Genomic DNA, 24,516 nt, shown 5'->3' with positions numbered 1-24,516 from the left:
TTCTCATGGATGAAAGGAACGGGGGCGACAAGATGAGTGACAAGGCGCGGAAACTGTTCGAGGCGCTCGACCTCGACCACAGCGGAACACTGACCCGCGACGAGGTGATCATCGCCCTGCGGACCAAGGGCCCGACCCTGGCCGCGTCGGGGGACCTGCCGTTCTGGGCCCTGGGGGACGCCGACGCCTCCTCCGCCCTCTTCGACGCCGCCGACCAGAACGGCGACGCCCTACTGACCCTGGAGGAGTTCGCAGCCCTGGTGGACCGCCGCTTCGGCTGGCACTGACACCGACAGGCGCAGCTTCGGCAGACGGCCGCGTCATCAGCAGGCATAGCTCTCCGCCGAGCCGGAGCGACGTGCCGCCCGGCCGAGGTCAGTCGCTCTGCCGTCGGGCCTGTTTCACCTCGCGGTCGACGGCCCAGGCGTCGCCGACCGGGCCGAGGTGGCCGAGCTTGTCGGGGTTGATCACCGCGCGGATGGTCTGGATCCGGCCGTCGAGCAGCTCGAGGGCCATGGTCTGCAGGACCCTGCCGTCCCGGTCGCGGAAGATCGCGCCGGGCTGGCCGTTGACCTCGTGCAGTTCGAACGTCACGTCGATCCGGATCAGCCAGGGGAAGACCGTGCCCAGCAGCCGGGCCACGTTCTCGGCGCCCATGACCGCCTTGGCCAGCTGCGGGGCCTTGCCGCCGCCGTCCCCGACCAGCTGAACGTCGGCGGCCAGCAGGTTCTGCAGCCCGCCGACATCGCCGTTCTTCAGCGCGTCGAAGAACCGTGTCGCCAGCTCCTCACGGTCCTCACGGTCCGCCGCGAACCGGGGCCGTCCCGCCTGCATGTGCCGCCGCGCCCGTACCAGCAGCTGCCGGCATGCCGCCTCCGAACGCCCCACCGCCGCCGCGATGTCGTCGAACCCGAAGGCGAACACCTCTCGCAGCACGAACACCGCCCGCTCCAGCGGGCTCAGCCGCTCCAGCAGCACCAGCGCCGCCATCGACACCGAGTCCGCCAGCTCCACCGACCGCGCCGGATCCTGGTACGGATCGCTCAGCAGCGGCTCGGGAAACCACGGCCCGACATACTCCTCCCGGCGCACCCGGGCAGAACGCAGCACATCGATCGAGATCCGGGTCACCACGGCCGACAGATACGCCTTGGTCGACGCGGGTCGGGTCGCCGAGCCGTCGAAGCGCAGCCACGACTCCTGCACCGCGTCCTCGGCCTCACTCACACTGCCCAGGATCCGGTAGGCGATCGAGAACAGCAGCGGCCGCAGCTCCTCGAACTCCTCGACCTTGCTCACGCCGATCCCCTTCCCCTCTGAGGTGCTCCCACGTCGCGCGTCCATGGCGTGCTCCTCTGCCGTCATCAGTGGCTACACCCTCTGAGACGGGGTGGCCCGACCCCCTGTGACATGGCCGAATGTGACCTGCGTCTCCCCTCCGCGCAGGCGTCCTCGACGTGCCGCCTTCACACCGTGTCCGGGGTCGGCCGAACCGTGCTGCGAGACCTCGGCCGCCGGCCCACCACCCACCCGAACACCACCACCGAGCACGCCGCCGCGAACGCGCACCAGGTCGAGACGAACTCCAGCCGCCACAGCGCCCAGCACACCAGCGCGCCCACCCCGGCCAGCACGCCGAGCGCCACCAGCCAGCGGTCTCCGGACAGCAGCAACGCGCCGACCGTGGCCAGCAGATAGCCCGCGATGAGCACACCCGCATGCGGCAACCCGATGACGTAGCCGACGGTGTGCCCACGGATCTCGGCCCGCACGGGACGGGTGGCGATGGCGTACGCCAGCACGCCCGCGGTCGCGACGCCGGACGCCACGGGAATCGACAGCCGGGCTGTGGCATCCCGCGGAACGGCGCACAGGACGGCCGCCGGCACCCACACCGCAAGCAGGGGCAGGGCGATCACGGCCCAGGCGACCGTGGCGGGTCCGGTGCCGCCCCCCACCTGCCACACCCGCGCCTCGACCAGCTGATGGACGCCGAGCGGCAACGGCAGCGCCGCAAGAGGCAGATCGCCGGTCCGGTGCACGCGCGCCACGCAGGCCACACCGACGCAGGTGATCCCGGCACCCGCCACGAGATCGGCTGTCGCACTCCAGCACATGGCACCACCTTGGCGGCGACCGCTCGTCAATTCCAGCGGTGCCCCCGGCGACGCAGGAGTCTCAGCCACGTCTGCGGAGGTACCCCTCCAGCTCGGCGGCACCCGTCAGCATCGCCCGCCCACGGGCGGCCGGCCGGCTGCGCCAGTCGGACAGCACGTCGGACTCGTCGGAGACGCGGTACCCGGTCAGCGGGTCGCGGCGCAGCGTCGCGGGCCGCTCGGCCGCCGTGGTGGGTTCCAGGTCGCGGAGGGCGCTCTCCACCGCCTGCAGCGTCCGGCGGTCTTCGAGGAGCTGGGCGTGGTTCTCGTCGATCAGGCGGAACGCCTCCTCCGCCGTGCCTTCGTTCACCGCCCGCATGATCGACGTCGCTCGGGCGCGCCTGAACGGGCGTGCCGCCGCCGGCCTGCCGCGCCCCGTACCCGTCCCGCCCCGCTCCGAAGGCCGCACCCGGGCTCCCCGCTTCTGTAGCGCCTGCTCCAATTAGAGTGGGTTCATCAGCCCTGTACGAACTGAAGAGGCGCACATGACCAGGGGGACCACCGGGCGGAAGCAGCGTGCGAACGGTGTGGAGTCCCGCCGCCGCATTCTCGACGCCACCGTGGAGATCGCGGGCGAGCGCGGCTACGAGGGCACGTCCATCGCGGCGGTCAGCGCCAAGTGCGGGCTGCCGGCCAGCTCGATCTACTGGCACTTCAAGGACAAGGACGACCTGATCGCCGCGGTCATCGAGCGCAGCTTCGAGAGCTGGCTGGCGGCGGTCGCGCTGCCGGGCGCAGAGAACGGTACGCCGCTGGAGCGGGTCACTGCGATGGCGGCGAACGTCGCGAAGGCGCTGGTCGACGTCCCCGACTTCCTGCGTCTCGGCCTGATGCTCGCCCTGGAGCGCCGCCCCACGGAGCCGCGAGGCCGGACGGTGTTCCTGCAGGTCCGCGACATCGCCCATCAGAGGACTGCCGATGTGGTCAGGGAACTGTTCCCCGACCTGGCCGAGGCCGACGTACAGACCCTGACCAGCTACGCCCTCGCCGGCGCCGACGGCCTGTTCGTGCACCGGGAGATCAACGGTGCGGCCGTCGACCTGGTGGCGATGTTCGAGCTGCACGCGCGGCTGCTCCACGACGCGGCGACCCGCATGGCGGCGAGGACGAAGACAGCGACACAGCCCCACAGCTGACGGTCGGCTGTGAACCAGCACTGACGTCCGAGGAACCACAAGCCCAGGCCGCCCGCCGTATTCGCTTCTATCGTGGGAACACACTGATGGTTGGCGCCAAGGCAGGCAGCACATGAGGAAACCGCAACCGATCGACTACGCGGCGGTCTTCCAGGCCCTGCCCGGCATGGTGGCGCTGCTGACGCCCGAGCTGGTGTACGTCGACGTCAACGACGACTTCGCGCAGCTGGCCGGGCGCACTCGTGAGCAGTTGCTGGGCCGCTACATCTTCGATGTCTTTCCGGAGAACCCGAACGATCCGGCCGCGGCCGGCATGCGGGAGACCCGGGAGTCGATGCTGCGCGTGGTGGCCACGGGCGAGCGGGACACCATGGCGGTGCTCCGCTACGACATCGAGGACGCCCAGCGGCCCGGCCACTGGCAGGAGCACTTCTGGAGCCCGGTCAACGCGCCCGTCCTCGGCCCGGACGGGAAGGTGGTGCTGGTCGTGCACCGGGTGGAGGAGGTCACCGAGCTCCTGCGCGCCCGCGGCAGCCTGACCGACAGCGACCGGGCAAGCGTGCTGGAGGCCGAGCTCTACACCCGCGCCCGGGAGCTGCAGGAGGTCAACGAGCGGCTGCGCAGGGCCCACGCCCACGAGCGTGAGGTCGCTCTGGCCCTGCAGACGGCGATGATGCCCACCCCGAGGCATCTCGGTCCTCATCAGGCGGCGGTGCGCTACCGGCCCGCCATCGGTGACCTGAACGTGTGCGGCGACTGGTACGACCTCGTGGACCTGCCGGACGACCGTATGGCGGTCGCGGTCGGCGATGTCGTCGGCCACGGTCTGGCGGCGGCCTGCGCCATGGGGCAGCTGCACAGCGCGCTGAGCGCGGCCACCCGGGTCGCCGACGGACCGGCGCAGGCCCTGGAGGCCCTCGACATGTACGCCTGCTCCGTCGACGGGGCCGAGTCCGCCACGGTGGCGACGACCTTCATCGACTGGGTCGGGCGCAGCATCACGTACAGCTGTGCCGGCCATCCGCCGCCCGCCGTGCTGCACCCCGACGGCACCGTGTCCTTCCTGGACCAGGCCACCGACCCGCCGATCGACGCACGCCCGGGCCGCGTCGCACGGCCGCAGGCCCGTGTGCCCTTCGCGGAGGGCGACACCCTCGTGCTGTACACCGACGGTCTGATCGAGCGCCGTAGCGAGGACATCGACACCAGCCTGGGCCGCCTCACCGACTGCCTGGCCCGCCACCGGCGGACCACTCCCGAGGCTCTGGCCGACGCCCTGCTGGCCGACCTTCTCCCCGCCACGGGCAACACCGACGACACGGCGCTGGTCGTCGTCAGCCTGTAGCCGACGGGCCCCACCGCCACGAAGCGTTCCTGCCGAGACGGTCGCCTTCGCACTGCCGCCGACCGGCGCTCACCCATGCCCGCAGTACTGCACATGGCACCCCCGGCGTCCCCCAAAGCGCGAAAGACCTTCGCCTTTGACATCGTTCCGGGCCTTTGCGGCAAGGCCGCCTACGGATTCGCCTCAGTCTCCCCCGTACTCAGCAGGAGGTACACCGCATGGTCGGCAGACATGCAGCGGGCAGGCACCACGCCGCCCTGGCCACACTCGGCACCCTCGTCCTCACCGGGCTCCCCGCGGTCGCGGCGGCCGCCCCGCCGCCCGCGCCGGGGCCCCTGCCCTCGGCGGCCCGGACCCTCGGCGCCGACAAACCGTCGGCGCAGATCCTGAGCGCGATGGAGCGCGACCTGCATCTGACGCGGGCGCAGGCGGCCACCCGGCTGGTCAACGAGGAGGAGGCGGGCACCCGTGCGGGCAGGCTGCACAACGCCCTCGGCGGGCACTTCGCCGGAGCCTGGGTGAGCGGGAAGACCTCCGCCGAGCTCACCGTCGCGACCACCCATGCGGAGGACGTGCCCGCCATCAAGGCGCAGGGCGCCAAGGCCGTGGTCGTCAAGGCACCGCTCAGCGCCCTGGAGGCCGTCAAGGCGAAGCTGGACGCTGCCGCCGTCCGCGTGAAGACCCACGACACCCCGGTCTGGTACGTCGACGTGCCGGAGAACCGGGTCGTCGTCGAGGCGACGAGGCAGTCGGCGGCCGCCGCCTTCCTCAAGGCCGCCGGGGTGGAGGACCGGGGTGTGGCGGTCCGGCTGACGAAGGACCGGCCGCGGCTGATGGCGGACCTCGTCGGCGGCGAGGCCTACTACATCAACAACGCCGCCCGCTGCTCCATCGGCTTCTCCATCACCAAGAGCCAGCAGCAGGGCTTCGTCAGCGCGGGCCACTGCGGCAAGGCAGGCGACAAGACCGCCGGCTACAACAAGGCAGACCAGGGCACGTTCCAGGCGTCCACGTTCCCCGGCAGGGACATGTCCTGGGTGGCCGTCAACAGCGGTTGGACCGCCACGGCCGAGGTCAAGGGGTCGGGCGGCAGGAACACTCAGGTCGCCGGGTCGGTCCAGGGGCTCGTCGGGGCGTCGGTCTGCCGCTCCGGCTCCACCAGCGGATGGCACTGCGGCACCATCCAGCAGCACAACGCGTCCGTCGACTACGCCCAGGGCACCGTCGACGGCCTGACCCGGACCACGGTGTGCAGCGAACCGGGTGACTCCGGCGGTCCGTTCCTCTCCGGCGCCCAGGCGCAGGGCGTCACCTCCGGCGGCTCCGGCGACTGCACGACCGGCGGAACCACCTTCTACCAGCCGGTCAACCCGATCCTCAGCACCTTCGGCCTCACCCTGAAGACCGCGTCCGTGCAGACCGGCCCGCCCGCCCCGCAGGGCGCCGGCACGGCGCACGCATGGGCCGCCGGCCGGGTCTACGAGGTCGGAGCCACGGTGACCATTGCGGGCGTGCGCTACCAGTGCCTGCAGACCCACCAGGCGCAGGGTGCCTGGTCGCCGGAGGGCACTCCGGCCCTGTGGCAGCGGGTGTAGCGGGTACGGGCCCCGGTGCGGGGGCGCGGCCCCCGCACCGCCCGCTCAGCGGACGAGTTCCGCGGCCCTGGTCGCCTTGCCCAGCAGCCACTCCAGCGGGCCGCGCCGGAAGTACCGGGCCCACAGCGTCGCGAACACGGTCACGGCGACGACGAAGCCGAGCAGCACATGCAGCGGGGAGCCGGGCAGTTCCTCGATGCCGAGGACGTGGATGCCGACGATGTGGAACACATAGGCCGTCAGGGACATCGATCCGACCGCGATGACCGGGCGGGTGAGCCGGTGGAAGCGCGGGAAGGCGTCGACCGCGGCGAGACAGGCGGCCAGGACCGCGATCGCCAGGCCGGCGTTGGCCACGATCGACAGGGTCGTCTCACTGTGCGGTGAGGCCACCAGCAGGCCTGCCGGGGTGTCTCCGTTCGGGTAGCCCCAGGTGTCGGACCACCAGGCCGACCCGGCCGAGCCGCCCTCGCCCGGGCCCCCGGAACTCAGCTTCGACAGGGCGCCGGGGACGAGGTGCAGGGCCAGCCAGGAGCCGCCGTAGCCGAGGACGGCGAGGCCGACACCGGTGAACGCCAGCCGGATGCGTACGGCGGTGGCGGCGAGATCGAGGCGGGCCACGGCCATGCCGGCGATGACGAACGGGACCCAGGTCAGCGCCGGGTAGCTGCCGGTGAACAGCAGCGAGACGATGCCGTCGCCGCCCTCGGGCCAGGCCCAGATGCCGCCCGGGCCGCCGTCGGCGGCATTCAGGGAGCCCTGGACGACGTACAGGATCTGGGGCAGGACCAGGGTGCTCGCTGCCGCGATGACCGCGAGCGTTCCGGCGCCGAGGCGGTACAGCGGCAGCACGAGCAGGAGGTACAGGCCGTAGAAGGCGAGGATCACCTCGACCGGTGTGCCGGTCAGGGTGAGCGCGGTGCCCAGGGCCAGCAGGATCAGCGCCCGGATGACGACCTTGGCGACGGCCTGGCGGCCCGCCCGGCCGGTCCTGGGGGTGCGCCGGCCCGTGATCAGCATGATCGAGAATCCGGCCAGGAAGGCGAACAGGGCGGAGGCCCTGCCATGCGCCAGCTCCATCAGGTGGCCGGTGACACCGCCTTCGGCCGGGTCGGGGCCGACATGGGCGGCGTACATGCCGTAGACCGCGAGGCCACGGGCCAGGTCCACGCCGATCAGACGGCCCGCCTGGGAGCGTTGAGCCGGCGAAGCTCCGGTCGGCTCGCTCGCCGGGCCCTCGGGCCGTGCGGAGTCGGGCGCCACGAGTGCCGTGTCATCTGCGTTCCGGGTCATGTCCCCAGACTGGAGAGGCGCTCGGGCAGGGGGTATCCGGCGGGTGTCCGGTCCTCCCCCGCCACCTGGCGGGGACGGCCGCCGGGCGCCGGGACAGATCCCCCCGAGTGGCGGGAGTGCGTTGCCGTGCAGTCTCATGAGGCGGTCGGAGCGACAGCGCGCCGAGCAGCAGCCGAACGTGCGGCCGCGGACGTACGCACAATGACGACGAGTACATCGTCACCGCGCTGCGGACCGGCGCGGCCGGCTTCCTGCTCAAGGACCCGGAGCCCGATCAACTCGCCCAGGTGGTGCAGACGTTGGAGGCCGACGGGGTCGTCATGTCACCGAAGACCGCCGGGCGGGAGGCCTGCCTCGGGGCCGGTGCCGGACACTCGGGCGTGGCCTGCGCCGCGGAGGGCGGAGGCCACGTCGCACGAGCGGTGCCGCACCGCGCCCGTCGGCACCTGCAGCGTAGTCAGATGTATTCGGTCGCCGCGTCCAGCAGCCAGTCCGTCAGGTAGCCGGCGAAGGACGAACGGACCAGCACCCAGAATCCGGCCCCGGGTTCGTCCCTGGCCACCAGGACGACCTGTGTGCGGCCCAGCGTCGTCTGCGCGCAGCGGCCGGCGCCGAAGGCACGCGGGTGCAGGTCCAGCGCGCAGCCGTGGGCCAGCAGGTCGCGGGCGCTGGGGCCGGAGACGAGGAGGGTGGTGCGCTGGGCGGAGACGTCGGTGACGGAGACGGGCTCCTCCCCGACGGCCGCCCGGATCCGGGTCTCCAGGTCCCGCTCGCTGCCCGGCGGGCCCACCACCAGCCATTCGTCCGGGCCGAGCCACAGCGCGGTCAACTCGCCCGCACGGATGGCCGTGTTGGGTTCGAGCGGCAGCTGCAGGCCCAGGGCGAGCCCGACGGCGTCGGCCGCGCCTCCCTTGGCGTCGAGGCGGACGTTCACCTGGGCCAGGAAGGGGAGTTCGGCCAGCCGGACCGCCCCCTGGGAGGTGCGGGTCGCGGCGGCCAGGCGGTCGGCGTACTGCGCCAGGGGGCTGCGGGGCGGGGCGGTGATTGCGGTGTCAGCCATCGCGGCGGGCTCCCTCGGGGTCGTAGAGGACGGGGCCGGCGACGGTCACCGGGACCAGGCGGTCGCCCACAGGGGCGTACAGCCGCTCGCCGATGCGCTCCCGGCCACCCTTGATCAGGGCCAGCGCGAAGGTGCGGCCGAGGGCGGCGCTGCGGTAGCTGGAGGTGACGTGGCCGAGCATCGGGACGGGTGGCGCGGGCAGTTCGCTGTCGGCGACCAGTTGGGTGCCCTCCGGGAGGAAGGTGCCGGGGTCCTCCGGGAGCAGGCCCACCAGGTGCTTGCGGTCGGGGCGGAGGGTGTCGGCGCGGGCGAAGGAACGCTTGCCGATGAAGTCCGGCTTCTTCTTCGACACCGCCCAGCTCATCCCGAGGTCGTGCGGGGTGATCGTGCCGTCGGTGTCCTGCCCGATGATCGGGTAGCCCTTCTCGGCGCGCAGGACGTGCATGGTCTCGGTGCCGTACGGGGTGATGCCGTACGGGGCGCCGGCCTCGTACAGCGCCTCCCACAGAGCGAGCGCCTCCCACGGCGACACGTTGATCTCGTAGGCGAGTTCACCGGAGAAGCTGATCCGGCAGACGCGCGCCTCGATGCCCGCGACGGTACTCTCCCGCCAGGCCATGAACGGGAAGTCGTCGTTGGAGACGGCGAGTTCGGGTGCGAGCGAGCCGAGGACGTCGCGGGACTTCGGGCCGACCAGGGCAACCGTGGCCCACTGCTCGGTGACCGAGGTGCAGTGGACCTGCAGCTGAGGCCACTCTGTCTGCAGCCACTCCTCCATCCAGTCCAGTACGGTCGCCGCGTTACCGGTGGTCGTGGTGACCAGGAAGCGGTCGGGGGCGAGGCGGATGACCGTGCCGTCGTCGAAGACCATGCCGTCCGGCTTGCACATCACGCCGTAGCGGATCATGCCGACCTTCAGGGTGCTCATCATGTTGGTGTAGAGCAGGTCGAGGAAGACTCCGGCGTCCGGGCCCTGGACGTCGATCTTGCCGAGGGTGGAGGCGTCCATGAAGCCCACGCTCTCGCGGGTGGCCGCGCATTCGCGCAGTACGGCCGTCTCCATGTCCTCGCCGTCCTGGGGGTAGTACCAGGGGCGCTTCCACTGGCCGACGTTCTCGAACAGCGCGCCGTGTTCGACATGCCATCCGTGCAGGGCGGTGGTGCGGACCGGGTCGCTCAGCACGCCCCGGTCCCGGCCGGCGAGGGCCGCGAAGGAGACGGGCGTGTAGGGCGGCCGGAAGGTGGTCGTGCCGAGCACGGAGATGTCCACGCCGAGCAGGTCGGCGACCACGCCGCCGGCCAGGACGCCGGAGGTCTTGCCCTGGTCGTTGGCGGTGCCGGCCGTGGTGTAGCGCTTGGTGTGCTCGACCGAGCGCATGCCGGCGCCGGTGGCGCGGGCCAGGTCGTCGATGGTGACGTCCCGCTGGAGGTCCACGAAGCGGGGGGCGCCCTCGCGGCCGGGGACGGTGAAGACCTGCATGGGAGGCGTGGCCTGCGGCTGGGCGGGCACGGCCGGGAGCGCCGGGGCGTCCGGGGTGTAGCCCTCGGCCTCGATGGCGCGGGCACCGGCGGCGGCACCCTGGGCGAGCACGGCGACCAGGTCGAAGACGCCGTTCGCGCTGCCCGCGACCTCGACGGCCTGCCGGACGACGTCGGGCACGAAGGTGCCCAGCGCCTCGTCGTAGCGGAGCTTGCCGCCCGCCTGGCTGAACAGGTGCGCCACCGGGTTCCAGCCGCCGGAGACCAGCAGCAGGTCGGCGTCGAACTCCCGCTGTGCCGCGGTCTCTCCGAACGGCGCCACACTCACGGCGGTCAACCGCGCCTCGCCCTCCGTGCCGGTCACCGCGTACCCGGCGAGCACCTCGATGCCCGCCGCGCGGGCGCGGTCCGCCCACTCGCCCGGTGCGGGGCGGGTGTCGACGATCGCCGCGATCCGGACGCCCGCCGCGGCGAGGTCCAGTGCGGCGGCGTAGGCGCTGTCGTTGGTGGTGAACACGACCGCGTGACGGCCGGGCAGGACGCCGTGGCGGTGCAGGTGGGTGCGGGCCGAGGCGGCCAGCATGATGCCGGGGCGGTCGTTGTCCGCGAAGGCCAGCGAGCGCTCGTGGGCGCCGGTGGCGAGGACGACGCGGCGGGCGCGGATGCGGTGGACGCGCTCGCGGGAGACGTTCTGAGGGGCCTGGGCGCCGAGGTGGTTGGTGCGGCGCTCCACGGCGAGGAGGTGGTTGTCGTCGTAGTACCCGAAGACGGTGGTACGGCGCAGCACGCGGACCTCGGGGGCGGACTCCAGCTGGGCACCCAACTCGGCTGCCCAGTCGAGGAGTTCGCCGGTACCGAGGAGGCTGCCGCCGAGTTCGGGGCGGTCGTCGGCGAGGATGACGCGGGCGCCGCTGCTTGCCGCGGCCGCTGCCGCCGCGAGGCCGGCCGGGCCGGCGCCGACGATCAGCAGGTCGCAGTGGGTGTGTACGGCGTCGTAGCGGGCGGGGTCCGGTTGGGTGGCGAGGCGGCCCTGGCCGGGGAGGCTGGTGGCTACCAGGCCGTCGTAGAGCTCGACGGTGGTGGCCGGGAGCATCGGCTCGGGGAAGGGTTCCTCGATCTGGATGACGGCGTTGGGTTCTTCTACGCCTGCCGAGAAGATGCCGCGGGGGCGGCCGAGCTTGATGCTGGTCGCTGCGGCGATCACTCCGTTGGCCAGCAGTGCCGACGCCAGGGTGTCGCCGCGGAAGCCCTGGTATTCGGTGCCGTCGAAGGTGAACGTCAGGGGGGTGCCGCGGTCGACTCGGCCCCCCGTGGCCAGACGGTGAGGTTGGCTGTCGTGCCGTGCTGGGGGCTCCGCCCCCAGACCCCCGTTCGGCCCTGAAGGGGCCTCGTCCTCAAACGCCGGACGGGCTGGAGTTGCCGAGCCGGGCTGAGAGGTGAAGGGACGCGGCGCAACCGTCTCCGGGCGCTCCTCCCCCGACCGGTATATCGCCAGGATCTCGTTCGTCGACGTGTCCCGTACCGCGTTGAACCAGCGGCGGCAGCCCGCCGAGTGGCTCCAGCGCTCGGCGAAGGGGCCCTTGGGGTTGTCGCGGAAGAAGAGGTACTTGGCCCACTCCTCGTCGGTCAACGCCGACGGGTCCTCCGGATACGGGACGTGGGCCTGGCCGCCGTAGTGGAACTCGGCCTCGTCGCGGGGCCCGCACCACGGGCATGAAATCAAAAGCATGGTTCGGGCTCCCTAGTGGGCCACCGCGGCAGCGCCGTGCTCGTCGACGAGCGCGCCGGTGGTGAAACGGTCGAGCGAGAAGGGGGCGTTGAGGTGGTGAGGCGTGTCGTGGGCGATGGTGTGGGCGTAGACCCAGCCGACGCCCGGGGTGGCCTTGAACCCGCCGGTTCCCCAGCCGCAGTTGAGGTACAGGTTGTCGACGGGGCTGAGGCCGACGATCGGTGAGGCGTCGGGGCTGACGTCGACGATGCCTCCCCAGGTGCGCAGGACGTGGGCGCGGGCGAAGACCGGGAAGAGCTCCAGGGCCGCCGCCATCTGGTCCTCGATGATGTGGAAGGCGCCGCGCTGGGTGTAGGAGTTGTACGCGTCGATGCCCGCGCCCATCACCAGCTCGCCCTTGTGCGCCTGGCTGACGTACACGTGGACGGCGTTGGACATGACGACGGTGGGGTGCACCGGCTCCAGGAGCTCCGAGACCAGAGCCTGAAGCGGATGGCTCTGGACGGGGAGGTCGATGCCGGCCATGGCGGCGAGGACCGAGGTGTGGCCCGCCGAGCAGAGGGCCACCTTGCCGGCCGCGATCGGGCCCAGGTTGGTCCGGACCCCGACCACTCGGCCGCCGACCACGTCCAGGCCGGTGACCTCGCAGTTCTGGATGATGTCGATACCGGCCGCGTCCGCGGAGCGGGCGAAGCCCCAGGCCACGTAGTCGTGCTTGGCGATGCCGGCGCGGGGCTGGTAGGTGCCGCCGAGGACCGGGTAGCGCACGTCGGGTGAGATGTTGACGATCGGGCAGACCTCTTTGACCTGCTCGGCGTCGAGCCACTCGGCGTCGACGCCGTTGAGGCGGTTCGCCTCGACTCGGCGGACGCTGTCGCGGACGTCCTGGAGGCTGTGGGCGAGGTTGAGGACACCGCGCTGGGAGAAGAGGATCGGGTAGTCCAGCTCCTCGTCCAGGCCCTCCCACAGCTTGAGGGCGTGCTCGTAGATGCCGGCGCTCTCGTCCCACAGGTAGTTGGAGCGGATGATCGTGGTGTTGCGGGCCATGTTGCCGCCCGCCAGCCAGCCCTTCTCCAGCACGGCGACGTTGGTGATGCCGTGGTTCTTGGCCAGGTAGTGGGCGGTGGCCAGGCCGTGGCCGCCGCCGCCCACGATCACCACGTCGTACGACCGCTTCGGCTCAGGGTTGCGCCAGAGGAAGTCCGGGTGGTCGGGGAGGTCGGCGCCGGGGGTGGTGGGGCTCATCGGGCGTCTCCTGAAGTACCGGAAAGGTGCGGGTAGAGCGGGTGCTTGGCGGCCAGGGCCTCGGTGCGGGCGCGCAGGGCCGCGATGTCGGGCTCCGGCTGGAGGGCCAGGGCGATCACGTCGGCGACCTCCGTGAAGTCCTCCTCCGTGAAGCCGCGGGTGGCCAGCGCCGGGGTGCCGATGCGCAGGCCCGAGGTGACCATCGGCGGGCGGGGGTCGAAGGGGACGGCGTTGCGGTTGACGGTGATGCCGATCTCGTGGAGGAGGTCCTCCGCCTGGCGGCCGTCCAGCGGCGATTCCCGCAGGTCCACCAGGACAAGGTGGACGTCCGTGCCGCCCGTCAGGACCTTCACCCCGGCTGCCGCCGCATCCGCCTGCGTGAGACGCTCGGCCAGGATGCGGGAGCCGGCCAGCGTGCGGGCCTGGCGTTCGGCGAACTCCGCTGTCGCGGCAACCTTGAAGGACACCGCCTTCGCGGCGATGACGTGCTCCAGGGGGCCGCCCTGCATGCCGGGGAACACCGCCGAGTTGATCTTCTTGGCGAGGTCGGCCTCGTTGGTGAGGATGACTCCGCCGCGCGGCCCGCCGAGCGTCTTGTGGGTGGTCGTGGTGGTGACGTGGGCGTGCGGGACCGGGTTCGGGTGCAGTCCGGCCGCCACCAGTCCGGCGAAGTGCGCCATGTCGACCATCAGCAGCGCGCCGACCTCGTCGGCGATCCGGCGGAAGGCCGCGAAGTCCAGCTGCCTGGGGTAGGCCGACCAGCCCGCGATGATCATCTTGGGGCGGTGTTCCTTGGCGAGCTGCTCGACCTCGTCCATGTCGATCAGGTTGTCCGCCTCGGACACGTGGTACGGCACCACGTTCAGCATCTTGCCGCTGTAGTTGATGCGCATGCCGTGGGTGAGGTGGCCGCCGTGTGCGAGGTCCAGGCCGAGGATGGTGTCGCCGGGCTGGAGCAGCGCGAAGAAGACGGCGGTGTTGGCCTGGGCGCCGGAGTGCGGCTGGACGTTGGCGTAACCGGCCCCGAAGAGGGACTTGATCCGCTCGATCGCCAGCCGCTCGGTGACGTCGACGTGTTCGCAGCCGCCGTAGTAGCGGCGGCCGGGGTAGCCCTCGGCGTACTTGTTGGTGGCGACCGAGCCCTGCGCCTCCATCACGGCGGTGGGCGCGAAGTTCTCGGAGGCGATCATCTCGAGGGTGGACTGCTGGCGGTGCAGTTCGGCGGCGAGGGCTTCGTGGACCTCGGGATCCAGCTCCGCCAGCGGGGTGTTCAGCGCGTTCATACGGCGTTCGCGTTCCTCTCGGCGGCCTCGACGACGTTGGCCAGCAACATCGCGCGGGTCATGGGGCCCACTCCCCCGGGCATCGGCGCGAGCCAGCCGGCGACCTCGGCGGCCTCCGGGTGGATGTCGCCGACCAGCCCGTTCTCGGTGCGGGTGATGCCGACGTCCAGGACGGCCGCGCCGGGGCGCAGCATGTCCTTGGTGATCAGTCCGGGCGATCCGGCCGCCGCGATGACGATGTCCGCCTCGCGGACATGCCAGGACAGGCCCTTGGTGCCGGTGTGGCAGAGGGTGACGGTGGCGTTCTCGGAACGGCGGGTGAGGAGCAGGCCGATGGGCCGTCCGACCGTGATCCCGCGTCCGATCACGCACACCCGGGCGCCCGCGAGGGGCACCTCGTAGCGGCGGAGCAGTTCGACGATGCCGCGCGGGGTGCAGGGCAGCGGCGCCTCGGTGCCCAGCACGAGCCGGCCGAGGTTGACGGGGTGCAGTCCGTCGGCGTCCTTGGCCGGGTCCATGCGGGCCAGTACGGCGTTGGCGTCCAGGTGGCGCGGCAGCGGGAGCTGGACGATGTAACCGGTGCAGGCCGTGTCGGCGTTGAGTTCGTCGATGACGTCCTCGACCTGCTGCTGGGTCGCGTCCGCGGGCAGATCACGCCGGATGGAGGCGATCCCGACCTGCGCACAGTCCCGGTGCTTCCCGCCGACGTAGGCATGACTGCCGGGGTCGTCCCCGACGAGGACGGTGCCAAGGCCCGGCGGCCGCCCGCCGGTCGCGGTCAACTTCGCGACGCGCTCGGCGAGTTCGCGGCGAATCTCGGCGGCGGTCGCCTTCCCGTCAAGCACTTGGGCAGTCACCGACGGCACTCCTTCTAACTGGGCGGGAGTAGAGCGCCCCATAGGGGCGCGGGGAACTGCGCGACCAGCCACAACGAACCAGCAGCCGATCGACAACCAATCGCGGCACTACGAACGGCTCACCCACGGAGACGGGACATGGTCGGGTCGAACAGAGGCTCCTCGCTCACGACCGCTTCGATGCGCTGATCGAAGTAGCCGATGTGCAGCGTGTTGCCGGGCACGGCATCCTCGGCCGGCAGCCACGCATAAGCGATCCCCTTGCCGATCGTGTAGCCGTACGCCGCGCTGGTGACATAACCAACCGCGCGCTCACCGTCGAACACCGGCTCCTTGCCGAGGACGACCGACTGCGGGTCGTCGATGGTGAGGCAGGTCAGCTTCCGTCGTACGTCGGCCTTGCGGCGCTCAAGGGCCTCCTTTCCGATGAAGTCGCCCTTGTCGAGCTTCACGGCGAAGCCGACGCCGGCCTCGTAGGGATCGTGCTCGTAGGTCATGTCGGTGCCGAAGGACCGGTACCCCTTCTCCAGGCGGAGGCTGTTGAAGGCGCCGCGGCCCGCGATGACGCCGCCGAGCGGCTTGGCCGCCTGCCACAGGGTGTCCCAGAGCTTCTGGCCCTGGTCGGCGGTGGTGTACAGCTCCCAGCCGAGTTCACCGACGTACGACAGGCGCATCGCGGTCACCGGCACCGAGCCGATGTAGGCGCGCTTGGCGCGGAAGTACTTGAGGCCGTCGTTGGAGAAGTCCTCGTCCGTCAGCGGCTGGAGGACCTTGCGGGCCAGCGGGCCCCACAGACCGATGCAGCAGGTGCCGGGGGTGATGTCGCGGACCTGGACGGTGCCGTCGGCGGGGAGGTGGCGGGTGAACCAGTCCAGGTCCAGGTTGCCGTTGGCGCCGACCTGGAAGAGGTCGCGGGCCAGGCGGGCGACGGTGACGTCGCTGCGGATGCCGCCGTCGTGGTCGAGCAGGAGGGTGTACGTCACCGAGCCGACGGACTTGGCGACCTTGCCGGTGACCAGCTTCTCCAGGAAGTCCGCGGCACCGGGGCCGCTGACCTCGAGGCGCTTGAGGGCCGTCATGTCGTACATCGCGACGGTCTCGCGGGTGGCCTGCGCCTCCGCGCCGACGATGGGCGACCAGAACTGCGCCGCCCAGTCGTTGGGGGTGGGGATGTTGCGGCCCCCGACGAGGGAGGCGTTGGCCTCGTACCACTGCGGGCGCTCCCAGCCGTTCGCCTCCAGGAAGAAGGCGCCGTGCTCCTGCTGGCGGGCGTGGAAGGGGCTGGTGCGGATCGGGCGCGGCTTCCCGGACGGCTGGAGGGGGTGGAGGATGTCGTAGACCTCGACGAAGTTCTGGCAGTCGCGGGCCAGGACGTACTCCGGGGACAGCTGGTGCGGCTCGAAGCGGTTGACGTCGCACTCGTGCAGGTCGAAGGAGGAGCAGTAGCCGTCGACCAGCCACTCGGCCATGGCCCGGCCGACGCCCGCGGAGTGGGTGACCCACACGGCTTCGGCGACCCAGAAGCCCTTGACGTCCTGGGATTCGCCGAGCAGCGGGAAGTTGTCGGTGGTGAAGGAGAACAGGCCGTTGATGCCCTCCTCGACCTTGGCCTCCTGCGTCGCGGGAAGCAGGGACTGGGTCTCGGTCCAGGCGGGCTCGAAGTCCTCCTCGGTGAACTTCAGGACCGACGGCATGGGTGCGGCCTCGTCGAAGGAGAGGATCTCGTCCGCGGTGATGGGCATCGGGCGGTGGCCGTAGTAGCCGATGCCGATGCCGTCGAAGCGGTCGCGGTAGTAGAGGTCTGCGTCCTGGTGGCGCAGGATCGGACGGACCGCCTCCTCGGTCTGTCCCGCGAGCGCCGGAACGGGGCCGGTCCAGGCGAGCTGGTGGGCGAGCGGGGTCAGCGGGAGGTTCATGCCGGCCATGCGGGCGATCTTCGGGCCCCAGATGCCGGCGCAGCACACGACGATGTCGGCCGCGATCTCGCCCTGGTCGGTGAGGACCCCGGTGACGCGGCCGTCGGCCTGCTGGACGTCCAGGACCTCGTGGCGGGCCAGGAACGTCACGCCGCGCTCGGTGGCGCGGCGGATCTGCGCCTCGACGGCGAGGACCGCCTTGGCGAGGCCGTCCGTGGGGACGAGGAGGCCGCCGAGGACCTTGTCCCGGTTGACCAGCGGGTGCTGCTCGACGCACTCGTCGGCGCTCAGCAGCCGGGCCTCGATGCCCCAGGCGGTGATCCAGCCGTGCCGGCGGTGCAGTTCCGCGAGGCGCTCCGGGGTGGTCGCCACTTCGAGGCCGCCGACCTGCAGGAAGCAGGGCTTGCCGTCGACGTCGAGGGAGCAGAACTTCTCGACGGTGTAGCGGGCCAGCTCGGTCATGGTCTTGGAGGAGTTGGTCTGGAAGACCAGGCCCGGCGCGTGTGAGGTGGAGCCTCCCGTGGCGGGCAGCGGGCCCTGGTCGACCACGGTCACTTCGGTCCAGCCTCGCGCGGAGATCTCGTCGGCGAGGGCCGCTCCCACGACGCCCGCTCCGATGATCACCACTCGGGGTCCCGCCATCGCCGCACCTCCGAAATTCAAAACCGTTGAGTTGCTTTCTGCGCAACGTACTTCAGGTTGCGCAACTCAGCGTGCCTGTCACGGAAGGGGGGTGTCAAGGGGTCCGTGACGTCGGAAAACGGGGCGGAACACCGCCCCGGACACGGCGATGCCCGGCGGGCGGCGCACACCAGTGCACGCCGCCCGCCGGGCATGTTCGACCGTCCGCCGAGTCCGGCTGTCAGGGCCGGGCTACTTGATCCAGGCGTCCACCTTGTCCTTGTTGGCCTCGACCCACTTCTTGGCCGCCGCATCGTCCGTCAGCTTGTCCTGGGCGATGTACTTGGCGACCTCGTTCTGGTCGTCGTTCGTCCAGGTGAAGTTCTTCACCAGGTTGTAGGCGGGGCTGCCGGACTTGGCGAACTTCGCACTGACGACCTTGTTCAGGTTGTACACGGGATAGTCGCAGGCGACCTTCGCCGCGTCGGTGTCACAGCCCGTCTTGTAGGCGGGCAGGGAGACCTTCTTCAGCGGGACCTCGGACAGGAACCACTGCGGCTCGTAGAAGTAGCCGATCACCCACTGCTTGTTCTTCTCGGCGGTGCGGAAGGCCTGGATGAGCGCCGTCTCGCTGCCCGCGTACACCACCTTGAAGTCCAGCTTCAGGTTCTTGACCAGCGCCTCGTCGTTGGTGACGTACGACGGGTCGCCGTCCAGGAGCTGGCCCTTGCCGCCCGACTCGGACGTCTTGAACTTCGACGCGTACTTGTTGAGGTTCTTGTAGTCGAGGATGTCGGGGTGCGCCTTGGCCAGCCACGGCGGCACGTACCAGCCGATGATGCCCTTGTTGCCGGTCGGGCCGGCGTCCACGGCGGTCTTCTGCTGGTCGATGTACTTCTTCACCAGGTCGGGGTGGCCCCAGTTCTCCAGGACCGCGTCGACCTCGCCCGTGCCGAAGCCCTGCCAGGCGATCTCTTCCTTGAGGTTCTTCTTGGTGACCGTACAGCCGAGGTTGTGCTGGGCGACGTATGCGACGACGGCCGCGTCCGCCTCGTAGCCCACCCACGGGTTGACGGCCAGGTTGAAGGTGCCGCACTTGCCCGAGCTTCCCGAGCCCGCGGCGGAGCTGTCGCCGACCTTCGCCCCGCCGCACGCGGTGAGGGTGAGGCCGAGGACGGCCAGGCCGGCCGCGCCGGCTCGCCAGTGTCTTGCCATGGTGTCGTGCTCCTTAAGCGCCGGCGCGACGCGCCGCGGCCTGAGTGATCCGGTCGAACATGACTCCGAGAAGGACGATGGCCAGACCCGCGGCCAGCCCCTTCCCGTACAGCTGCTGCTGTGAGAAACCGGCCACGACGTCGTAGCCGAGAGCGCCTGCACCTACCAGGCCGCCCACAACAACCATCGACAGCACATAGATCAGGCCCTGGTTGGTCGCAAGCGTCAGGGCACTGCGTGACATCGGCAGTTGAACCTTGGTGATGATCTGCCAGGTGTTGCACCCGGCGGAGGTGGCCGCCTCCACGGTGGTCTCGGGCACGGCCCGGATCCCGTCCGCGATGATCTTCATGGCCACGGGTGCCCCGTAGACGATCGCGGCCACGATGGCCGTGAAACGCGTGGGGCCGAACAGCGCGAGGAACGGCACGAGGTACACGAAGGGCGGCATGACCTGGGCGGCGTCCAGAGTGGGCCGGATCAGCCGGTCCACCATCATGCTGCGCCCCATCCACACCCCGAAGACGATGCCGAGCACCATCACCAGCACCGTCGCGACGAGCGTCGAGGCCAGCGTGGTCATGGCGTCCGACCACAGACCGGTGCCGACCAGCAGGCCCACGCACACGGCCGTGGTGACCCCGGACTTCCAGCCGCCGAGCACCACGCCCAGCGCGACCAGCACCGCGCCGACGAGCCACCACGGGGAGTCGGTGACCAGGGTCTGGAACGGATTGAGCAGGCCGTTGGTGATGACGTCACGGATGGCGTTGGTCACGCCCGAGAGGCTGTCCTGCGCCCAGTTGGTCGCACTGTCCGCCGCGCTCGCGATGTGACGGCCGACGGTGCCGTCACCGGGGAAGTCGGCCGCCCACAGGTAGGTGTGCGACAGATAGATCAGGACCGCAGTGACGGCGGCACCGGCGCCCAGCAGCGGTCGCCGCCACTTCGTGAAGTCGTGCTTGGCGTTCCGTGCGTTCTCCTCGCGTGCGGCGGCCGCGGTGGTCACCCGGTCCAGGACGATCGCCATGACCACGATGGCGAGGCCCGCATTGAAGGCCGTGCCGACGTCGAGCGACTGCAGCGCCTGCAGGACGATCACACCGAGGCCTGGCGCGTTGATCAGAGCCGCGATGGTCACCATGGCCAGGGCGGCCATGATGGTCTGGTTGACGCCCATCACCACGGTCCGCTTGGACATCGGCAGCAGGACCTTCAGCAGCGACTGGCGGCGGGTGGCGCCGAGAGAGTCGGCCGCCTCGACCGTCGTCTTGGAGACGTTGCGGATGGCGTGCGCGGTGATGCGGATCGTCGGCGGGGCCGCGTAGATCACGGTGGCGATGGTGGCGGAGGCACCGCCGATGAGGAAGAACAGGGTCAGCGGTGCCAGGTAGACGAAGGTCGGCATCGTCTGCATGAAGTCCAGGAAGGGCGTGGCGATCCGGTTGAACCGGTCCGACAGCCCCGCCCACACCCCGAGCGGGATCGCGAACAGCAGCGCCACGAACACCGCGGACAGGGTGAGGGAGAGGGTGTCCATGCTCTCCTGCCACAGCCCCTGCAGCCCGAAGAAGGTGAACCCGGCGACGGCCAGCAGCGCCACCCGCCAGTTGCCCACGGCCCAGGAGACGTAGCCGGCGATGCCGACGACACCGAGCCAGCCGATCTCAGGGACCGGGCGGGCACCGGAGGGCTGCGAGATCAGGTGCTGGATGAAGGTCACCAGGTTGTCGATGACCAGCCGGATCTCGTTGAAGAAGTACAGGAAGAGCGGGTTGGAGTTGCGGTTGGCGCCGATGGAGTCGTTGAAGTCGTTGATCCACCGGTGCAGATCGGTCAGGTCGGCCGCCGCCAGCGACAGCGTCTGCTTTCCGCGCAGTACGGCGAACAGCAACAGCCAGACGACCACGATCGCGGCGAGCACCATGGGCCGGCTGATCCTCCGCGCCGCCTTGACGGGCGCAACAGGCTCTGCGGCCTCTGTTTTCTCGGGTTTCTCCACGGCGACGGTCATCACGCGCCGCCTTCCTGCCCGGCTACCACCGCGAGGATCTCCTCGTCGCCGACGATGCCGAGCAGCTTGCCGTTCTCGACGACCTTGATCGGCTTGTCGGCCGCGAGCACCGCCCGGGTGGCCTCCTTCACCACGACGTCCGGGCCCAGCTCGGGGCCGTCCAGCTCGTCGCCGTCCTCCGGCGCCCGCATGATCCAGCGCAGGGTGAGGACGTCGCCGCGGGGCACGTCCTTGACGAACTCGCGGACGTAGTCGTCGGCCGGGGCACCCACGAGTTCGTCGCCGGTGCCGCACTGGACCATCTTGCCGTCGCGCATGATCAGGATGCGGTCGCCCAGCTTCAGCGCCTCGGAGAGGTCGTGGGTGATGAACACCATGGTCTTGCCGACCTCGTGGTGCAGGCGGATGACCTCGTTCTGCATGTCGCGGCGGATCAGCGGGTCGAGTGCGGAGAACGGCTCGTCGAAGAAGAGCACGTCCGGGTCTCCGGCGAGCGCCCGGGCCAGACCCACGCGCTGCTGCATACCGCCGGAGAGCTGGTCGGGGTAGGAGTTCTCGTAGCCGGCCAGGCCGACCAGCTCGACCACTTCCATGGCCCGCTTGGTGCGCTCCGCCCTGCTCATGCCGCGGATCTCCAGGCCGAAGGCCACGTTGTCCACGACCCGGCGGTGGGGCAGCAGCCCGAAGTGCTGGAAGACCATGGAGAACTTGCGGCGGCGCAGATCGCGCAGCCGGGCCGCGTCCGCCTCGCGGATGTCCTGGCCCTCGAAGACGACCTCACCTGCGGTGGGTTCGATCAGCCGGGTCAGACATCGCACCAGGGTGGACTTGCCGGAGCCGGACAGGCCCATGACGACGAAGACCTCGCCCGGCGAGACGTCGAAGTTCACGTCGCGTACGGCGGCAGTGCAGCCGGTGCGGTCCATGAGCTCACGACGGCTCAGCCGGCACAGCTCCTCGGAGTCCGGTACCCGGTCGGCCTTCGGCCCGAACACCTTCCACAGATTGCGCACGGATATGACGGGCGTGCCGTCCGAGTCCTGGGGGGTGCCGCGCCGCTGCGCCACCTCGGTCTGTGTTGGGGTCACGATCGACCTCTCTTCGGCGTTCAGCCGCGGAACCAGCGCTGCGGCCGGGGTTGGATGTTCTGCCAGATGTGCTTGGGCTCTCGGTACTCGTCCAGGCCGGTCGGTCCCAGTTCCCTGCCTACGCCCGAGTGCCCGAAGCCACCCCATTCCGCTTGCGGCACATAGGGGTGGTAGTCGTTGATCCACACCGTGCCGTGGCGCAGTCGCCGGGCGACCCGCTGGGCCTTTCCGGCGTCCTGCGTCCAGACGGCGCCGGCGAGGCCGTACTCGGTGTCGTTGGCGATGCGTACGGCATCGTCCTCGTCGGTGAAGCGTTCGATGGTCAGCACGGGGCCGAAGGATTCCTCGTGCACCACCCGCATGTCCTGCGTGCACGCGTCGAGCACGGTCGGCGGGTAGTAGTGGCCGTTCGCGAGGGCGGGGTCGGTGGGCCGCTCCCCGCCGCAGCGCAGTACGGCGCCCTCTTCCAGACCGGCTGCGACATACGCCTCGACCTTCGCCAGGTGCTGGGCGGAGATCAGCGCTCCGGTCTCGGCATCGGCGTCGAAGGGCCCGCCCAGGCGGATCTGCCGGGCGCGGCGGACGACCTCGTCGACGAAGCGGTCGTGCAGCGAGTCCTCGACGATCAGCCGGGCACCGGCCGAGCAGACCTGCCCGGAGTGCAGGAAGACGGCGGTGAGGGCGAAGTCGACGGCCGTCTCGAAGTCCGCGTCGGCGAAGACGACGTTGGGGTTCTTGCCGCCGAGTTCCAGCGCCACCTTCTTCACGGTGGCGGAGGCGGTGGCCATGATCCGCTTGCCGGTCTCCAGGCCTCCGGTGAAGGAGACCATGTCGACGCGCGGGTCCTCGGACAGCGGTGCGCCGACCTCCGGGCCGGTGCCCAGGACGAGGTTGGCGGCGCCGGCCGGGAGTCCGGCCTCCTCCAGTGCCTTCATCAGCAGGATGGAGGTGGAGGGGGTGAGCTCGCTGGGCTTCAGGACGATCGTGTTGCCGGCGAGCAGCGCCGGGGCGACCTTCCAACTGGCCTGCAGCAGCGGGTAGTTCCAGGGGGTGATCAGTCCGCACACACCGACCGGCTCGTACACGACGCGGCTGACGGCGTCGTCGCGGCCGGTGTCGATCACCCGTCCGGCGTCGGTGCCGCCGATCCCGCCGTAGAAGCGGAAGCAGGAGACGACGTCGGCGATGTCGTACTCGCTCTCCACGAGCCGCTTGCCGGTGTCGAGAGACTCGGCGCGGGCGAACTCCTTGGCGTCGCGCTCGAGGATGTCGGCGGTGCGCAGCAGCAGGGCGCCGCGCTCACGCTCGGGGGTGCGGGGCCAGGGGCCCTCGTCGAAGGCTCGTCGGGCCGCGGCGATCGCCGCCTCCGTGTCGGGACGCGTCCCTTCCGCCACGGTCGCCGAGAGGGTGCCGTCAGCGGGGCAGCGGATCTCGCGGCGCCCGCCGGCCACCGGCTCGCGCCACTCTCCGTCCACATACAGATCTGCCACGCGCCAACCTTTCAAACGAAATTCGTTGCGCATCGTGCATTCAATTGCTTGTGGTGGAACACCCTGACGAATGACCAGACGGACGTCAAGAGGTTGACGGATGACGATTTCGCAAGGGGCCCAATGCCCCTTCCTCTCTTGACCGAGGGGCCCACCGGCCCGACCATGTTGCGTATCGCTCACCTTGTTGTGCAATACGCACCGACGGAGGCCGCACATGTCCCCTCGCCCGCAACCTGGCCGTGAGTACGTCCTCACCCTCTCGTGTCCCGACAGCGCGGGACTGGTCCACGCCGTGAGCGGCTTCCTCGTCAGGAACTCCGGCAACATCCTGGAAAGCCAGCAGTTCGATGATCGACTCCAGGGCCGCTTCTTCATGAGGGTCCACTTCGACGTTTCCGATCCAAACGCGGATCTGGAAACTCTGCGTTACCGGTTCGGCCCCGTCGCCGAGGCCTACCGCATCTCCTGGAAGCTGTGGGACGCCTCGACCCCGACCCGGACGCTCATCATGGTGTCCAAGTTCGGCCACTGCCTCAACGACCTGCTCTTCCGCCGCCGCACCGGCGCTCTCAACATCGAGATCCCCGCGATCGTCTCCAACCACCGGGACTTCGAGGGCCTGGCCCAGACCTACGGCATCCCCTTCCACCACGTCCCGGTGACCAAGGAGACCAAGCCGGAGGCCGAGGCGCGGCTGCTGGAGCTGGTGCGCGAGCTGGACGTCGACCTGGTGGTGCTCGCCCGCTACATGCAGGTCCTCTCCGACGACCTGTGCAAGCAGCTGGAAGGCCGCGCCATCAACATCCACCACTCCTTCCTGCCCAGCTTCAAGGGCGCGCGACCGTACGTCCGGGCGGGTCCGGATCCGGACCCGCCCCGCCGTCGTATACAGCCGCCGGTCGCCATTCCAGCCCGTCCGGCGTTTGAGGACGAGGCCCCTTAAGGGCCGAAAGCGGGGGCCTGGGGGCGGCAGCCCCCAGCACGCCCGCCG

18 protein-coding genes and 2 pseudogenes are annotated in these 24,516 nt (G+C 70.6%); 6 read left to right on the top strand and 14 right to left on the bottom strand.

All coding sequences use genetic code 11. From position 1 onward, the window contains the following. Positions 1–32 precede the first annotated feature (32 nt). Positions 33–287 (top strand): EF-hand domain-containing protein, encoded by a 255-nt coding sequence (locus IH68_RS0104310; RefSeq protein WP_030928520.1) that lies wholly within the window; start codon positions 33–35, stop codon positions 285–287. An 88-nt stretch (positions 288–375) separates the two neighbouring features. Here IH68_RS0104310 and IH68_RS0104305 read toward each other — a convergent pair whose 3' ends face one another. The 3 genes from IH68_RS0104305 to IH68_RS0104295 form a co-directional block, all read right to left on the bottom strand. After that, complete coding sequence (locus tag IH68_RS0104305) at positions 376–1,299, bottom strand: RNA polymerase sigma-70 factor (protein ID WP_030928517.1); 924 nt, start codon at positions 1,297–1,299, stop codon at positions 376–378. A 167-nt stretch (positions 1,300–1,466) separates the two neighbouring features. Continuing rightward, positions 1,467–2,117, bottom strand: coding sequence for a DUF6629 family protein (locus tag IH68_RS0104300; protein WP_030928514.1), 651 nt, complete (start codon positions 2,115–2,117; stop codon positions 1,467–1,469). Between the two features lie 61 nt (positions 2,118–2,178). Beyond that, the gene (locus tag IH68_RS0104295) at positions 2,179–2,598 is read right to left on the bottom strand and encodes a hypothetical protein (protein WP_078912308.1); all 420 of its coding nucleotides are present in this window, start codon (positions 2,596–2,598) and stop codon (positions 2,179–2,181) included. Positions 2,599–2,641: 43 nt separating this feature from the next. Here IH68_RS0104295 and IH68_RS0104290 point away from each other — a divergent pair, with 43 nt between their 5' ends. The 3 genes from IH68_RS0104290 (at position 2,642) to IH68_RS0104280 (ending at position 6,232) form a co-directional block, all read left to right on the top strand. After that, positions 2,642–3,292: a TetR/AcrR family transcriptional regulator gene (locus tag IH68_RS0104290; RefSeq protein WP_030928508.1), complete on the top strand. Its 651-nt coding sequence runs from the start codon at positions 2,642–2,644 to the stop codon at positions 3,290–3,292. A gap of 112 nt (positions 3,293–3,404) precedes the next feature. Beyond that, positions 3,405–4,637, top strand: coding sequence for a PP2C family protein-serine/threonine phosphatase (locus IH68_RS0104285; RefSeq protein WP_030928504.1), 1,233 nt, complete (start codon positions 3,405–3,407; stop codon positions 4,635–4,637). A gap of 218 nt (positions 4,638–4,855) precedes the next feature. Continuing rightward, the gene (locus tag IH68_RS0104280) at positions 4,856–6,232 is read left to right on the top strand and encodes an alpha-lytic protease prodomain-containing protein (RefSeq protein ID WP_030928501.1); all 1,377 of its coding nucleotides are present in this window, start codon (positions 4,856–4,858) and stop codon (positions 6,230–6,232) included. Between the two features lie 45 nt (positions 6,233–6,277). Here the strand turns inward: IH68_RS0104280 and IH68_RS0104275 are convergent, their stop codons facing one another. Continuing rightward, positions 6,278–7,525, bottom strand: coding sequence for a DUF418 domain-containing protein (locus IH68_RS0104275; RefSeq protein WP_030928498.1), 1,248 nt, complete (start codon positions 7,523–7,525; stop codon positions 6,278–6,280). A gap of 194 nt (positions 7,526–7,719) precedes the next feature. Here IH68_RS0104275 and IH68_RS57810 point away from each other — a divergent pair. Next, positions 7,720–7,863: pseudogene (locus IH68_RS57810) on the top strand (DNA-binding response regulator); the annotation flags it as partial. A 119-nt stretch (positions 7,864–7,982) separates the two neighbouring features. On the opposite strand, the gene IH68_RS0104270 reads toward IH68_RS57810, so the two are convergent. The 10 genes from IH68_RS0104270 to IH68_RS0104225 form a co-directional block, all read right to left on the bottom strand. Beyond that, positions 7,983–8,585 (bottom strand): sarcosine oxidase subunit gamma, encoded by a 603-nt coding sequence (locus IH68_RS0104270; protein ID WP_030928495.1) that lies wholly within the window; start codon positions 8,583–8,585, stop codon positions 7,983–7,985. Then, positions 8,578–11,793: a sarcosine oxidase subunit alpha family protein gene (locus tag IH68_RS0104265; protein WP_030928493.1), complete on the bottom strand. Its 3,216-nt coding sequence runs from the start codon at positions 11,791–11,793 to the stop codon at positions 8,578–8,580. Before IH68_RS0104265 ends, IH68_RS0104270 begins: the two co-directional genes overlap by 8 nt. Before the next feature lie 12 nt (positions 11,794–11,805). Beyond that, a complete protein-coding gene (locus IH68_RS0104260; RefSeq protein WP_030928490.1) occupies positions 11,806–13,038 on the bottom strand; it encodes a sarcosine oxidase subunit beta family protein in 1,233 nt (410 codons plus the stop codon). Then, positions 13,035–14,321: a serine hydroxymethyltransferase gene (glyA, locus tag IH68_RS0104255; RefSeq protein ID WP_030928487.1), complete on the bottom strand. Its 1,287-nt coding sequence runs from the start codon at positions 14,319–14,321 to the stop codon at positions 13,035–13,037. The genes IH68_RS0104260 and glyA overlap by 4 nt, the downstream gene beginning before the upstream one ends. After that, positions 14,318–15,178 (bottom strand): bifunctional methylenetetrahydrofolate dehydrogenase/methenyltetrahydrofolate cyclohydrolase, encoded by an 861-nt coding sequence (locus IH68_RS0104250; RefSeq protein ID WP_030928484.1) that lies wholly within the window; start codon positions 15,176–15,178, stop codon positions 14,318–14,320. Before IH68_RS0104250 ends, glyA begins: the two co-directional genes overlap by 4 nt. Positions 15,179–15,297: 119 nt before the next feature. Beyond that, positions 15,298–17,736, bottom strand: a complete 2,439-nt coding sequence (locus IH68_RS0104245; RefSeq protein ID WP_030928481.1) for a GcvT family protein — start codon at positions 17,734–17,736, stop codon at positions 15,298–15,300. Positions 17,737–17,967: 231 nt separating this feature from the next. Then, positions 17,968–18,930 (bottom strand): ABC transporter substrate-binding protein, encoded by a 963-nt coding sequence (locus IH68_RS0104240; RefSeq protein ID WP_030928477.1) that lies wholly within the window; start codon positions 18,928–18,930, stop codon positions 17,968–17,970. A 13-nt stretch (positions 18,931–18,943) separates the two neighbouring features. Next, positions 18,944–20,944, bottom strand: coding sequence for an ABC transporter permease (locus IH68_RS0104235; protein ID WP_030928474.1), 2,001 nt, complete (start codon positions 20,942–20,944; stop codon positions 18,944–18,946). After that, complete coding sequence (locus tag IH68_RS0104230; protein WP_030928471.1) at positions 20,944–22,032, bottom strand: quaternary amine ABC transporter ATP-binding protein; 1,089 nt, start codon at positions 22,030–22,032, stop codon at positions 20,944–20,946. Before IH68_RS0104230 ends, IH68_RS0104235 begins: the two co-directional genes overlap by 1 nt. Before the next feature lie 20 nt (positions 22,033–22,052). After that, the gene (locus IH68_RS0104225) at positions 22,053–23,522 is read right to left on the bottom strand and encodes an aldehyde dehydrogenase family protein (protein ID WP_030928468.1); all 1,470 of its coding nucleotides are present in this window, start codon (positions 23,520–23,522) and stop codon (positions 22,053–22,055) included. A 217-nt stretch (positions 23,523–23,739) separates the two neighbouring features. Between IH68_RS0104225 and IH68_RS0104220 the strand changes: the two are divergent. Then, positions 23,740–24,381 (top strand): annotated as a pseudogene (locus IH68_RS0104220) (formyltetrahydrofolate deformylase); the annotation flags it as partial. Between the last annotated feature and the right edge of the window lie 135 nt (positions 24,382–24,516).

This window comes from Streptomyces sp. NRRL S-646 (assembly GCF_000720765.1).
GTDB lineage: Bacteria > Actinomycetota > Actinomycetes > Streptomycetales > Streptomycetaceae > Streptomyces.
Note: the sequence above shows the minus strand (reverse complement) of the source record. Positions and strands in the feature narration are given on the sequence as shown.

Bases quoted from the DNA above. Each gene is read 5' to 3' on its own strand.
- IH68_RS0104310 (WP_030928520.1), top strand. From the start codon at position 33: ATGAGTGACAAGGCGCGGAAACTGTTCGAGGCGCTCGACCTCGACCAC.
- IH68_RS0104300 (WP_030928514.1), bottom strand. From the start codon at position 2,117: ATGTGCTGGAGTGCGACAGCCGATCTCGTGGCGGGTGCCGGGATCACC.
- IH68_RS0104290 (WP_030928508.1), top strand. From the start codon at position 2,642: ATGACCAGGGGGACCACCGGGCGGAAGCAGCGTGCGAACGGTGTGGAG.
- IH68_RS0104285 (WP_030928504.1), top strand. From the start codon at position 3,405: ATGAGGAAACCGCAACCGATCGACTACGCGGCGGTCTTCCAGGCCCTG.
- IH68_RS0104280 (WP_030928501.1), top strand. From the start codon at position 4,856: ATGGTCGGCAGACATGCAGCGGGCAGGCACCACGCCGCCCTGGCCACA.
- IH68_RS0104275 (WP_030928498.1), bottom strand. From the start codon at position 7,525: ATGACCCGGAACGCAGATGACACGGCACTCGTGGCGCCCGACTCCGCA.
- IH68_RS0104270 (WP_030928495.1), bottom strand. From the start codon at position 8,585: ATGGCTGACACCGCAATCACCGCCCCGCCCCGCAGCCCCCTGGCGCAG.
- IH68_RS0104265 (WP_030928493.1), bottom strand. From the start codon at position 11,793: ATGCTTTTGATTTCATGCCCGTGGTGCGGGCCCCGCGACGAGGCCGAG.
- IH68_RS0104260 (WP_030928490.1), bottom strand. From the start codon at position 13,038: ATGAGCCCCACCACCCCCGGCGCCGACCTCCCCGACCACCCGGACTTC.
- glyA (WP_030928487.1), bottom strand. From the start codon at position 14,321: ATGAACGCGCTGAACACCCCGCTGGCGGAGCTGGATCCCGAGGTCCAC.
- IH68_RS0104245 (WP_030928481.1), bottom strand. From the start codon at position 17,736: ATGGCGGGACCCCGAGTGGTGATCATCGGAGCGGGCGTCGTGGGAGCG.
- IH68_RS0104240 (WP_030928477.1), bottom strand. From the start codon at position 18,930: ATGGCAAGACACTGGCGAGCCGGCGCGGCCGGCCTGGCCGTCCTCGGC.
- IH68_RS0104235 (WP_030928474.1), bottom strand. From the start codon at position 20,944: ATGACCGTCGCCGTGGAGAAACCCGAGAAAACAGAGGCCGCAGAGCCT.